We start from the raw sequence: 13317 nt of genomic DNA on the forward strand, positions 1-13317 counted from the left end.
AGAGAGCGTGTTTTTGTTAGTGGAAGTGTTCTCTCATATGCGTGGCTTCTTGGTGATAAACCTATATATAAAGGTGATGAGAAGGGGCGAGAGTTTGCTGGTGCTTTGTACGGAGATAAGTTGGGTGGTAAGCGTAATGTGCGTTACAACATGGAAGTACTCAGAGCTTCAGGTGATGATTTTTCTGTGTGGGGGGCTTCTCATGACGCACTTCTGAAGGTGGGGGTGTATTCTAGGGTTGACGGTTATGATGCCGCATATGGCGCGGACTTTTCACTCGTGGTTCCAGGTGGTACTGGTGGGAGTATTGTGGGTTACGGTAGAGGTGCTACTGGAAGTAGGGTGTTCTTTGATACGGTGTATGGAAATTTTTCTATGGGGTACCAGGAGGGCGTAGAAACTGCTTTAAAAGTTGACGTACTGAACTCTCTGCCGGGCGCAGGCAATGGCTCCTGGGGCAGGCACATTATGCGGTTTCTTAAGTATTCTGATGCTGCGCCTTTCCATGTGTATCCGGGGCTGTACAGTGAAAATCTGTTTAGATCTATGGCATGGAAAGATGCTTCTAAGGATCCTTTTTCTGTTCGTTTTAAGGATGTTGTTACTACAATTCCCCTTAGGCTGTCTTACGTTTCTAAAGATATAAACGGGTTTCAGTTTGGTGTAAGTTATGCTGTTGCTGGCTATAGGGACGATTTGTTTAAGGGGGGGGATTTTCAAACTTCTAATGTAGTTTCCAAAATTGACTCGCTGGACGATCAGAAAGCGGAAAACCCAAATGTTATAGCCGTGAGGGCTATTTCCCTTGGTGAGCCTCGCTTCGATCTTGGTCCTGTATACAAGAATGTGTTGGGTGCTGCGTTACGCTATGAGTTACTTTCTGATGATGTAAAGGTGGCTTTGTCGTTTGCTATAGAACATGGGGACGCTAAGAAGCATGATAAGTTGTCCGTGTCATCTACTATGTCGGAAGGTAAGTTTTTTATAGAATATGATGAGTTGGCTGCATACTCAGTTGGTATGGAAGCATTGTATAGTGGGATTCTTAAGGTAGGTTTTAACTATGGTTATTTAGGAAAGTCTGGGCGCCCGAAGACATTTACTGGTAGGGACAGTCATGGGTATATTGTCCGCAATGTGCCTTATCTCAATTATAGGCCTTCCTACTATTTTGCTTCTTCGCTTGGATATCTATGGGGTTCTTTTTCAGCTAGTGTGATGTGTTTTGTGAGTAAGGTGGGCTATACAGCTCCTGCGGCTGTTGCTTCAGAGCCTGATCTATTTTCGGAGTTGAAGATAGTGAAGGAGGGTGGTAGTAAGAGCGAGGAGTTTAAGTCGCTGTTTGATGGTGAGAATGTGCTTACGGATTTTGTGCTTGGATTTGGTTATGATATGTACAGGAAGGGTAGGGCTAATGTGCAGATGTTTATGAATTGCCATGTCTTTTCTTCATCTCAGAAATTTAACGTGCACAAATACTTGGGTGTAGAAGATAAGAGCAAGCAGTTCGAGCATGTTGCTACTCATAAGAATGGCTATGAGGGGGTTATGGCCTTTGGGGGACTTAAGTTTACCTTTTAGGCATAATATTATTTAGCATACATTCACATATGTATGCTCTCTCTATTCTCCTAGGGAGGAGGAATTTAGGGGTGTTCCTGAGGTTCCTTCTCCCCTCGTCTTTTGTTTCCGCGCTGAGTTCGTTTAATTATATTTTCTGCCCTTCCTTCAATGTGAAGCGTCTTCTTAGAAAGCTTGTTCTGATTGGATGTATTCTCAGTATGAAAGTTTTCTAGAAGCTTGAAGCATGTGTGTAAGTTTCTCCTATATTTAAAGATCGTAAAAAGACCCAAATATTTTTAAGTATTTGTATTCTCTAGGAGAAATCCTAAATGATTTCTAATTATTATTGTGTAAATTTCCGTTATTCACTAGGATCATTCCAGTATATCCTAATTAATTCCTTGACAGTCATATTATACCTTATTAAGTATAGGCCGTACACTTAGTATAGTTTCTGGTAATATGAAAATGACAAGAGTTTCTTTATGCACTGCTCTTGCATCGCTGATGATGTTCTACGGGATCGGTGATGTATTTGCTTCTTCTAATCAGGGGAAGATACAAAATAGTTACAATAGTGCCGCACAAAAGCGTGTAGCGAATATTGAACGCCAATCTGATACTTATTTTGGAAAATCCATTAATGTGGGAGGATCCATAATGTCTCATGGATGGTTAACATTCAGGGATAATTACTACCATAAGCAAGGTTTTCTTACGGGAACCTATCTATCTCCTGAAGACCTCAGAGCATGCGGAGTGTCAACTGATGCCGTGTTATATGCAGACGCTCAGGGTAAAAATGATGCTCTTGGTATATACTATGGTGGCAGCGTGGAGTTGGATCTTCCATACGTACAAAAGGATGATTATGTCTCTTTCAGGAGCGTAAACAATAGAGGTGCAAAAGTATATTTGTATACTTCTCTAGGTGATTTGGGATTTGGTTATCAGCCTGGAGTTGATTCAGTAATGAAAATTGACGCTTTCACAATAGGGGCGGGAGACAATAGCAACCTTTGGATGAGATATGTAAATTTGAGGGGTATACGAGACACAATTACAAATCATCCAGTGGCGCTTCCTATGGAGCTTAAGAAAAGATATCTTGAAAATGTTTTTTACCTATCTACTGGTCTATACAGCGAAGGCATGTTCGATGGAAGCAATAGATTTTCGAGGTCTAAAGCTAAGCAAGGCAACTCTTCATTCAAGAGTATAACGAACTCCTTACCAATAAGGTTTTCTTACGTTTCAACAAACTTGGGCGGATTAAAGTTGGGTATTAGCTATGCGCCGTTTGGTTATGAGGAGAATGGAGTCATAGTTGCTCACAAGAGTGCCATACAAGAAAGAAAAATGGCTGTGCTGAAAGCTGATAAAATGCCAAGAGGTTTTGGTAGCGAAAATGCACAAAGTAAAGAATGGAGTGTACCTGTTGAGGGACGCAGTTCAGTGCGCCTATTGATGCCTATGTACGAACAAGTAGTGAATGTTGCAATGACCTACGACACGCGCATAAAGGATATAGATCTGAAACTGTCTATGACTAGTGAATATGCTAAAGCTAAGGTCAGATTACTTTCTGGCGAAGTTGAAATGCCCAAAATTGCTTTTCCAAAAATGGATAACATAAAGAATGTAGCTTTTGGTGGACTGCTCAATTACAGAGGGTTCAAGGTTGCTTTTTCTTATGGATATCTGGGTAGGATTGACAAAGTAAACAACATGTACAGCTGGGATGAGGCTAACTCTAAATTCACGCTTGATAAAAATGACAAGATAATCATCAATACTGATAGCACATACTTTTGGACTATGGGTGGAGGATACGAGTACAACGGGCTATATCTTTCTGCAATCTATAGAGGAAGTAACTACAGTGGTAATAGGCTAGATGAAGTTTCTTTCGGTGTTGAATATGATATTTCCGATCATTCTACAAAGGTAGAGTATAAGATATTTGCGAACTATCATAACTTCATTGCTTCGTCTGATACAGTCTTGAATCCTTTGGAAACAGACGGACAAAACACAGGGCAAGTGCTGCTTTCTGGTATAAGGGTTAAATTCTAGTTTTGTCTATAGGAACGTGCTAGTGTTATTTACGTAATAGAAGGGTTTGCAATGTTGTTGTTTAGCCCTTCTATTTCTCTTTTTGTGCCTTCCTACTAAGATGAAATCTTCTCCCATTGACGCAATTTTTCTCCTACATAAACCTAACTAAAACGTCTGCTACCCTGTCACGTAGAAATGCAGCCTTTTTATGCGCTCTTTCTCGCCAAGTGTTTCCATAACCTCACAGATATTAGGTGCTGCAAATCTTCTGACTATAGCCGCTTTTAACATCTGGAATATATCACTTACTTTTGTGCTTCTTAGATCTGTGCAGCCCATTGACTTTGTGGAATTATACGCCTTGGTTCTGCTCCTTCACTTTGTGAGTGGTTTATCTACTATTGCAAAGTCTTGTCTAATTTAGGAGATTTCTCTCTGCATATAACTTCACTAAAACTTCTGCTACTCTGCAACGTGGAAATTTAGCCGTTTTATGCACTCTTCCTCACCAAGTATTTCCATAACCTCACAGATATTAGGTGCTACAAATCTTCCTACTATAGCTGCTCTTAACATCTGGAATATATCACTTACTTTTGTGCTTCTTAGATCTGTGCAGCTCTTGACTTTGTGGAATTATATGCCTTGGTTCCGCTCTTTCACTTTGGCAGTAGTTTACCTGCTACTGCAAAGTCTTCTCTAATTTAGGAGATTTCTTTCTGCATATACTCACTGAAACTTCGGCTACTCTGCAACGTGGAAATTTAGCCTTTTTATGCACTCTTCCTCACCAAGTATTTCCATAACCTCACAGATATTAGGTGCTACAAATCTTCCTACTATAGCTGCTCTTAACATCTGGAATATATCACTTACTTTTGTGCCTCTAAGATCCGACAGCCCCTTGACTGTACTAGACAATGCATCCCGCCTCCAGTCTTTCACTGCAGAAATAGCGTGTAGAATATCTTTAAGCAGGATTTTATTTGATTGTATAAACTTCAGCGCTTCTTCATCTGTGGATATTGGAACATTCTCCACATAAAACAGCAAACACCTCGCAAGCCCATCCAGAGTTTTTGTTCTTTCAAGCATTCTGTTTATTCCTAAAGATAGGCGCGTAATTTTATACTCCTCAAGTTCAAGTACATCGTTTTTCAATTCCTTCTTCAAAAATGGTAACACCATGTCCAACATGTCTGATGTTTTCATCTGTCTCATGTAATGATGGTTTAAAAATAAGAGTTTTTTGCTATCTAAACACGCTGGGGATGTGCCAATATTGTCCACAGAGAAGAGATCCAGGGCTTCTTCCATGGATACTATCTCCTTGTCCATGTAACTCCAGCTCATTCGTAATATGTAGTTACATATAGCTTCCGGCAAGAACCCTAACTCTTTATATCTGTATATTCCTGGTACATTATTTCGCTTTGATAGCTTGTTTCCATTTTCGTCATGGATCAAAGGTATATGAAAAAATTTCGGACTTTCCCATCCTAGAGATTGGGCAAGCATAATCTGTTTGTGAGTATTTGTTATGTGATCAGAACCCCTTATAACATGCGTAATGCCCATGTCATGATCATCAACAACCACTGCAAGAAGATAAGTAGGTGTGCCGTTTGAGCGCAGAATGACCATATCGTCAATTTGGCTACTGTCTACTGATATTTCCCCATATACGCCATCTAAGAAGGATATTTTTCCATCTTGTAAATTTTTGAGCCGTACAACACCTGGTGTTTCATGTTGTACGTGGTGTGCATCTCTCCACGGACATACATGCCTATATTGCTCTCCAGAAGCTTCAGATACCATTCGTTGATTTGCTATTTCACTTTCTGAACAATAGCAAAAATAAGCTTTGCCCGATTTTACTAGTTGCGCTGCTATTTCTACATGCCGATCTATTCTTGTTGACTGCTTGACTAACTCATCATCGTGAGTCAACCCAAGCCATGACAGATCATTTATTATACTTTCAGTAAGTGCTTCTGACGATCTGCTTTTATCAGTGTCTTCTATTCTCAACAGAAACTTTCCGCCATTTTGTCTGGCAAATAGCCAATTGAAAAGTGCAGTCCTCGCTCCTCCTAAGTGCAATTCTCCTGTAGGTGATGGAGCAAATCTAGTAACAACTCGCACTACTTATATCCAAAAAATTTCCAAGTGTGGATGATATAGCGAAAAACTGCTTATAGCAATTTAACAAGACTTCTAATAGCAGGAAATAATAAAGTTCTACACATAAGAAGTGAAAACTGCTATCTAATCTCTGTGCCGTTACCGAGAATCGAACTCAGGTTTCGTCCTTACCAAGGACGCGCTCTGCCACTAAGCTATAACGGCGAGGGTCGAATTGTAGTTTTTTGTGATGAGTAAGTCAAAGAGAAATGTGAATACAGAAGAGAGAAAGAAGAAACTAGCTAAGCTTCTGAAAGAAAACATAGCGCGCAGAAAAAGAAAGAAAACTGGCCAGACAGAAGATGCCGGAGCTTCCAGAAGTTGAAACTATAGCAAGGTTTCTTGCTAGTAATATCATCGGTAAGTTTGTAAACGGCGTCGTAGTACGCAGGAGGGATTTAAGGACGGTATTGCAAGATGACTTTGAAGATTTACTGATAGGCAGATGCATAAGTGGAATTGAAAGAGTTGCAAAATACCTCATTCTAGTTCTGGATAATGGAATGAAGGTGGTTTTCCATCTTGGCATGAGTGGAAAACTCATACATACGCAGAATAGTGAAATAACTAAGCATCAACACATCATATTTCTTCTTGATGATGGCAGTAGGCTGATTTTTGATGATGTGCGCAGGTTCGGATCTGTGCGTATATGTGATGGTGAATGCTACGAGTCGCTGCTAGAAAAAATAGGTCCAGATCCTCTGTCTTCTGACTTCAACGCAGAATACATAATGCGTACCTGTAGTAAAATGAGCATCAAGGGCTTTCTTATGGATGCCGCATCAGTTGCTGGAATTGGTAACATATATGCATCAGAAATTCTCTTTAGAGCTGAGATTTTGCCTTCCAGGAAAGTGTCTACACTCTCGCATACAGAATGCGCACGTATTGTGGAGGCTACCAGGTACGTGCTAAATCTGTCGATATCAGCTGGAGGATCAAGCATAAAAGATTACAAAATTCCCAGTGGAGAAAAAGGAAGATTCCAAGAAAACTTTATGGTTTATGGGAGAGGAGGAAAGGAGTGTTACATATGTGGAGCGGAGGTAAGTGCTGAAAAACAGGATGGAAGAAGCACATTTTTTTGTATTAAATGTCAAAAATAGGGGGCACAGATAGCTCACTAAGAGTGTTAAAGAAGAAAGAAGTTTTCTTCTTGTGGTAATTTATGTATTCTATAGTAGGGCGCACTTGGGGTGCGTTGAAATAAAGTTATGAGAGTAGTGCACTCTTTTGGTGTGCTTTATCTTAGTGTCATAGGCGACATATCTACGCAAGGTTGCATAAGTGGTGGTTTTGTGATCATGTGGGGTGTGATTAGCTAGTGATCAAGTCTTAAAGAGGTGTACTATGAATGCCACTGTGCTTCAGGAGTTAAAGAAGAAAAAGTCTGAGGTAATGCTGGGTGGTGGAGAATCCAAAGTTGATAAACAACATAGCAGAGGCAGGCTTACCGCGAGGGAAAGACTGGATGTGTTTTTGGATCCCGGATCATTTCAAGAATATGGGGTGTTTGTAGAGCACAGATCCGTGAACTTCGGCATGGATGAGGTAAAAATCTCCGGTGATGGCGTGGTGGCTGGCTGCGGTACTGTCCATGGACAGAGGGTATGCGTTTACTCACAAGATTTCACTGTATTCGGTGGTTCTTTAAGTGAAATGAATGCAAGAAAGATATGTCGTGTTATGGATATGTCTGCATCTATAGGTGTTCCTTTGATAGGCATAAACGACTCTGGTGGAGCTAGAATACAGGAGGGCGTTGATTCGCTTTCAGGATATGGAGAGATATTTCAACGTAATGTTGATATGTCTGGGGTCGTGCCGCAAATATCTCTTATCATGGGGTCATGTGCTGGGGGTGCGGTATATTCTCCGGCATTGACTGATTTTACCTTCATGGTGAAAGGGTCTTGCATGTTTGTTACAGGCCCTGATGTAATAAAGAAAGTCACATTTGAGGAAGTTACTCAACAGGATTTGGGTGGATCTTCTGTTCACACGCGTAAGACTGGGGTTGCTGACTTGGCTTTTAGCGATGAGATTGATGCTTTAACTGAGGTTAGAAAGTTCCTCTCTTTTGTGCCTTCCAACAACAAAAGCTTGCCCAGATTTATTCCCACCGCAGATCCAGCAGATAGGGAAAGTCCTTCGCTTAACACCCTAGTTCCGAAGAGTAGTGGTGTTTCCTACGATATGTATGAGCTTGTAACCAATATTTGTGACGAAGAGATCTTCTTTGAGATAAAGCCGGACTTCGCCAAAAATATCATAGTTGGGTTTGGCAGGATAGGAGGGCATACTATAGGGATAGTTGCCAACCAACCGAAACATCTTGCTGGGTGCCTGGATATAGATTCGTCAAGAAAGGCAGCTAGGTTTGTCAGATTTTGCGATGCTTTTAACATACCTATTGTGACATTAATTGACGTGCCTGGATTCCTTCCTGGTACATCTCAGGAGTATTCTGGAATCATCAGTCATGGTGCAAAGTTGTTATACGCATATGCAGAGGCGACGGTGCCCAAGATCAGTGTTGTGGTCCGCAAGGCATATGGTGGGGCCTACATAGTTATGAACTCTAGGCACTTGCGAGGTGACGTAAACTATGCTTGGCCAACTGCGGAGATAGGGGTAATGGGGTGCGAGGGTGCGGTAAGTATCATTTTTCGTAGAGAGAAGGATGAAGAGTACCTAAAAACCCTGGTTAAGGAGTATAACGAGAAAGTTATTAACCCATATGTAGCTGCATCTAGGGGTTTTATAGATGACGTTATAGTGCCCTCCACGACTAGGGCGCGTATATATTCCTCTTTACGCATGTTGCTAGATAAGAAAGTTGATAGGTTGTGGCGCAAGCACGATAATCTGCCACTGTAGCATATTACAGTGCAGTTTTTTTTGCTGAGACCTCTAATTTTCCTTCCAGCTGTTGCATCTTAAATTCTACTTTTTCTCATCTTCATGAGAAGGCTGAATCTGGTTCAGCGCTGTAGCCTGGTGATTTGCAATTAGTGCATCTATAAATTCGTCTAAATCGCCCTCCTTCAGTATATAGTCAAGCCTATGTGACGTTACATTTATCCTGTGATCCGTTATTCTGGATTGTAGAAAGTTATAGGTGCGTATACGCTCCGATCTGTCACCAGAGCCTATCTGGCTCTTGCGCATAGTTGATATTTCCTTTTCTATTTTTTGCTTTTCTAGGTTGTAAAGTCTTGCCCGCAGTACTTTTAGAGCCTTACTTTTGTTTTTGTGCTGAGATTTCTCATCTTGCTGAATTACGACTATCCCAGATGGTATGTGCGTGATCCTAACTGCACTATCTGTAGTGTTCACAGATTGTCCGCCAGGACCGCTGGAACGGTACACGTCTATTCTAAGGTCTTTTTCATCTATTTTTAAATCTACGTCCTCAACTTCTGGCAATACCGCTACTGTGGCTGCAGAAGTGTGAAGTCTTCCAGAAGCTTCGGTTTCAGGGACCCTTTGTACCCTATGCACACCAGATTCAAACTTAAGTCGTGCAAAAACATCCTTCCCTACCACAGAAATGGACGCCTCCTTGTATCCTCCAATACCTGTAGGAGACATGCTAATATGCTCCACCTTCCAGTTTTTGCGCTCTGCATACTTTATGTACATGCGATACAGGTTATATACAAAAAGAGCGGCTTCTTCTCCCCCTGTGCCCGCTCTAATTTCTAGTATGGCACTTCGCGAATCATCCTTATCTTTGGGCAATAGTGAGAGTTGTATATTATGCTTAACTTTAGGCAATAACTTTTGCTTTGTGTGAAGCTCATCTTTTGCGAGAGAGCGCAATTCACTGTCAGTGTCGGGAGAACTCACTAATTCTTCCAATTCTGCAATATCTTTCTGTATAGACTTATATTCTTCTATCAAAGAAATGAGCGGTAAGAGCTCAGAATACTCCCTTGAAGTATCAGCAAATACCTGTCTTTCCATACGTTCAGGGTTTGACAGCTGCTGTTTCAAAGTGCGAAACCTCTCACACAGCCCCTCTAGGCTGCTCTCAAAACTCATAAACTTACCTTACGTTCTAATACTAAGGATGGAATACCAAAAGAATGGTTTTATCAACAACAAAAGCACGACAACAAGGGGGGATTGTAAATTTTTCTCTCCCCAATTGCAACTATATATAGAATTTGCTTAATAAATGTTTACAAGTTAAACGGAGCTATCATAGCGCTTTCTGCGTTACCCATCCTCTTTATCTCTAGGTATAACATCGCACAATAGTCTATATATAGGTGGTGGAGGCATGTTTCGTTATTACGCGTGGCTTTTTATTTGTGCTCTGAGAGGGAGAATGTTTCGCAGTTGTAAGTTTTTTTGCAGTGCCTACGACAAGAAATCATTTCCGAGTTTAGGTGTTCCAGAAATAGCATTTATTGGACGCTCAAATGTGGGAAAGTCTAGCCTAATAAATGCGATTACCAGTAACAGGCATAATGCAAGAACATCATCGAGCCCAGGGTGTACGCGTAAAATAAATTTCTACCTGAAAGAAGGTCATGTAGCGCTAGTTGACCTGCCTGGATACGGGTATTCTAAAGCCAGTAAAGAAGAGGTGCATTACTACTTAGAGATGATAAGATATTACCTAAGCAGTAGGGAAGCTTTACATAGATTGGTTTTGCTTATAGATTCAAAGGTGGGTCTAAAGGACATAGACATAGATTTCTTAGAGTGGATAGAAGCATGTGGTGTTAATTATAGCATAGTGCTCACCAAAGCAGATAGACTATCTGAGAGCAAATTGCATGCTATGGTATCTTTAGTGCAGGACCAAGTGCGTAATTTTTGTCTGGTGCTTTATCCAATAATGGTTGTTAGTGCAAAGTCTGGTAATGGAATAAAGGAGTTAGCTCGTGAAATTTCAAAATGTATCTAGTGAGAATTGTGAAATGAGCTCATTAGGCGCTGTTGTAGATGGTAAAGCTTTTGAGAATGACAAGTGGTTAAACGAGGCGCGTGTTCTGTCTGAATCTATCAGATGTGCACAGCAGTTTTCAGGTGAAACCTTTGTTATAAAGTACGATGGTGCCGCCATGAAAGACAAGGTGTTATCCGAAAGTTTTGCTAGTGACGTCGTGCTGCTAAAGCAAATAGATATCAATCCTGTGGTCGTTCACGGTGGTGAGCACAGGGTGAGAGAGGTCTTAGCGAAGTTTGATAAAGGAGATGGGCTTTTTGTAAATGAAGTGCGAGTTATAGACTCAGATACCTTAGAGATCGTGGAGATGGTGTTATCTGCTTTAGTGAATAAGGAAGTTGTTCAATTAATTAACGAGAACGGTGGATTTGCCGTCGGTATTAGTGGCAAAGATGCATGTTTGGTAGAAGCGAGGAAGACGTGTTTTACTGCACATGACGGAGAACCTAGTAACGTAAAGAAGATAATGGATATGGGCTTTGTGGGAGAGCCCAACGTGGTCAATACTGACATGCTCTTTTTTCTAGAAGAGTCTGATTTTATTCCTGTCGTCTCTCCAGTTTGTAATGGTCCTAACAAGGCTACATACGTTGTGAGCCCTGATTTAATGGCAGGAGCTATTGGGTCTTCTGTATCTGCGGCAAAGTTGATCATCGTAACTGATGATATCGACTATATAAAGGGTTTGTGCGACAAGGAAGACCTATCCGCTGAGATTTTAGCCGACAGAGTGGAAAAATTACTAAATGATGGGTCTGTGCAAAGAGAGTCTGCTGCTGCTGATTCCATGCTACGGTCGTGTGTAAGATTTGTGAGGGAGACTTGCGGCACTGCCCACATTGTAGACGGAACGGTTCCTCATGTGCTGCTTTCTGAGTTGTTTACGACTCGTGGCATGGGTATAAGAATCTGTTGTGATTTTAACAAGGACTGATCCTTATTTCCCCTTGGCTCCGCATCTTATGGGGATGGTGCTTTCGTGTTTGTAGATGAGATATGGACTCTATGGATGACAAGAAAAAGAAAGTAGTTGAGTGGTTTTCTACTCTCAGGGATATGATAGTTGACGAATTTTTCGTCATAGAATCAGAGTACTCCAGCAAAGCTCCTGATATCAAAAAGAAAAAGTGGGAAAGAAGCGGTGGAGGCGGAGGAGAATCTATCATAATTTCAGGATCTGTATTTGAGAAAGCAGGGATAAACTTTTCCACGGTGCACGGGGAACTGGAAGAGTCATATGTGCAGGAAGTATTGGGAGCGGATAAGAGTGAGAGAGGTTTTTGGGCTACTGGAGTATCGGTGATAGTTCATCCTATGTCGCCTTTCGTTCCTGCCATTCACATGAACACGCGGTTTATAAGCACGTCGTGCTGGTGGTTTGGCGGTGGTACAGATTTAACACCCACATATGAACACGAGGATGATACGGCTTTTTTCCATGATAGTTTATGTAGTATGTGCAACAAGTTTGATTCTCAGTACTATGAGAAATTCAAAAAGGATTGCGATGAGTACTTTTATCTTCACCACAGGAAAGAGCCCAGAGGTGTGGGGGGCATATTTTACGACCATCTACAGGGAGATTTTGAAAGTAGTTTTGCTTTTACTCAAGCGGTTGGAAGATGCTTTTTATCTATCTATCCGGTGATAGTAAAGAAGAGAATGCACATAAAATGGAATCAAGAAGACAAGGATAAACAATTAATCAAGCGTGGCAGATATGTTGAATTCAATCTTCTCTGGGATAGAGGGGTAAGATTTGGAGTCATGACGGGGGGAAATCCCGACGCAATAATGGCATGTATGCCCCCTGTGGTTAAATGGGAGTAGTGTTCCTAGAGTCTTAAAAATTTTAGAATTTAGTAGTTGCCTTGATTAGGGCATAATGTAAGCTAGCGCAATCAGCCTTGGGGATGAATATGTTGAGGTTTGTGCTTATTATCGTAGCTATTGCTGTGGCGTTCATTTCTAAGCACGCGCATATACCTATGCTACTAAATGTTGCTGAAAGCATAAGTTACGTTTTTATCAATGTGCTTAGGTTGATCAGTATACCGATAGTTTTTTTATCTATTCTATCTACATTTTCAGGGTTCAAGAATCCAAAGGATGCCAAGTGGCTTATTGGTAATACCATCTTTAATACTCTACTCACAACGTCTATTGCCGCGGTTGTAGCGCTGATAGTGTATAAAATTGTGCTACCTGTTAGGAGTGGAATCGACATACCTGAGGCAGGAATACTAGGTGATACAGTGGGAGACAGGTGGGATCTGGGTAAGTACTTATCATCTATTGTGCCTGATAATTTTGCCAAGGTATTGTTGGAAAACAACATAATAGCAAGCATGTTAGCGGCTTTTCTATTGGGTACGGGAAGCATGTTTGTTGCTCAAGAGAAAAGGGAGGTTTTACACCAGTTTTTCTCGGCAGTTTTTGAAATGATGATACAGGTTGCTGGTTTCGTGACGAAATTCATGCCTATTGCTGTATGGGCATTTGTGACGATTTTTTTATCATTATCAGATGAGCCTGATTTCTCA

12 protein-coding genes, 1 tRNA gene and 1 pseudogene are annotated in these 13317 nt (G+C 41.2%); 9 read left to right on the top strand and 5 right to left on the bottom strand.

Annotation, left to right across the window (positions count from 1 at the left end; translation table 11 throughout):
* On the top strand, positions 1 to 1581 hold a 1581-nt coding region (locus R4I06_RS03055; RefSeq protein ID WP_334414074.1), incomplete at its 5' end, for a hypothetical protein.
* A 450-nt stretch (positions 1582 to 2031) separates the two neighbouring features.
* The gene (locus tag R4I06_RS03060) at positions 2032 to 3639 is read left to right on the top strand and encodes a hypothetical protein (protein WP_334414075.1); all 1608 of its coding nucleotides are present in this window, start codon (positions 2032 to 2034) and stop codon (positions 3637 to 3639) included.
* Between the two features lie 159 nt (positions 3640 to 3798).
* On the opposite strand, the gene R4I06_RS03065 is transcribed toward R4I06_RS03060, so the two are convergent.
* From R4I06_RS03065 to R4I06_RS03080, 4 genes and pseudogenes are all read right to left on the bottom strand, one after another.
* Positions 3799 to 3960 carry a hypothetical protein gene (locus tag R4I06_RS03065; RefSeq protein WP_334414076.1) on the bottom strand — a complete coding sequence of 54 codons (162 nt, stop codon included), beginning with the start codon at positions 3958 to 3960 and terminating at the stop codon, positions 3799 to 3801.
* A 123-nt stretch (positions 3961 to 4083) separates the two neighbouring features.
* Positions 4084 to 4236: pseudogene (locus R4I06_RS03070) on the bottom strand (hypothetical protein); the annotation flags it as partial.
* Positions 4237 to 4365: 129 nt separating this feature from the next.
* Positions 4366 to 5769 carry a glutamate--tRNA ligase gene (gene gltX, locus R4I06_RS03075; RefSeq protein ID WP_334414078.1) on the bottom strand — a complete coding sequence of 468 codons (1404 nt, stop codon included), beginning with the start codon at positions 5767 to 5769 and terminating at the stop codon, positions 4366 to 4368.
* Positions 5770 to 5902: 133 nt separating this feature from the next.
* Positions 5903 to 5973 (bottom strand) — tRNA-Thr (locus R4I06_RS03080).
* Between the two features lie 22 nt (positions 5974 to 5995).
* Here R4I06_RS03080 and R4I06_RS03085 point away from each other — a divergent pair.
* From R4I06_RS03085 to R4I06_RS03095, 3 genes are all read left to right on the top strand, one after another.
* The gene (locus R4I06_RS03085) at positions 5996 to 6133 is read left to right on the top strand and encodes a hypothetical protein (RefSeq protein ID WP_334414079.1); all 138 of its coding nucleotides are present in this window, start codon (positions 5996 to 5998) and stop codon (positions 6131 to 6133) included.
* Complete coding sequence (gene mutM, locus R4I06_RS03090; protein ID WP_334414082.1) at positions 6111 to 6917, top strand: bifunctional DNA-formamidopyrimidine glycosylase/DNA-(apurinic or apyrimidinic site) lyase; 807 nt, start codon at positions 6111 to 6113, stop codon at positions 6915 to 6917. The genes R4I06_RS03085 and mutM overlap by 23 nt, the downstream gene beginning before the upstream one ends.
* 244 nt (positions 6918 to 7161) lie before the next feature.
* The gene (locus R4I06_RS03095; RefSeq protein ID WP_334414084.1) at positions 7162 to 8691 is read left to right on the top strand and encodes an acyl-CoA carboxylase subunit beta; all 1530 of its coding nucleotides are present in this window, start codon (positions 7162 to 7164) and stop codon (positions 8689 to 8691) included.
* A gap of 66 nt (positions 8692 to 8757) precedes the next feature.
* Here R4I06_RS03095 and prfA read toward each other — a convergent pair whose 3' ends face one another.
* Positions 8758 to 9858 carry a peptide chain release factor 1 gene (gene prfA, locus R4I06_RS03100; protein ID WP_334414085.1) on the bottom strand — a complete coding sequence of 367 codons (1101 nt, stop codon included), beginning with the start codon at positions 9856 to 9858 and terminating at the stop codon, positions 8758 to 8760.
* Positions 9859 to 10147: 289 nt separating this feature from the next.
* Here prfA and yihA point away from each other — a divergent pair, with 289 nt between their 5' ends.
* From yihA to R4I06_RS03120, 4 genes are all read left to right on the top strand, one after another.
* A complete protein-coding gene (gene yihA / locus R4I06_RS03105) occupies positions 10148 to 10732 on the top strand; it encodes a ribosome biogenesis GTP-binding protein YihA/YsxC (protein ID WP_334414087.1) in 585 nt (194 codons plus the stop codon).
* Positions 10710 to 11708, top strand: coding sequence for an amino acid kinase family protein (locus R4I06_RS03110; protein ID WP_334414088.1), 999 nt, complete (start codon positions 10710 to 10712; stop codon positions 11706 to 11708). Before yihA ends, R4I06_RS03110 begins: the two co-directional genes overlap by 23 nt.
* 71 nt (positions 11709 to 11779) lie before the next feature.
* Complete coding sequence (gene hemF, locus R4I06_RS03115; protein ID WP_334414090.1) at positions 11780 to 12604, top strand: oxygen-dependent coproporphyrinogen oxidase; 825 nt, start codon at positions 11780 to 11782, stop codon at positions 12602 to 12604.
* Positions 12605 to 12693: 89 nt separating this feature from the next.
* Positions 12694 to 13317, top strand: a 624-nt coding sequence (locus R4I06_RS03120; protein ID WP_334414089.1) for a cation:dicarboxylate symporter family transporter, incomplete at its 3' end; no start/stop codon positions are given.

The organism is Anaplasma bovis, assembly GCF_036903315.1.
Lineage (GTDB): Bacteria > Pseudomonadota > Alphaproteobacteria > Rickettsiales > Anaplasmataceae > Anaplasma > Anaplasma bovis.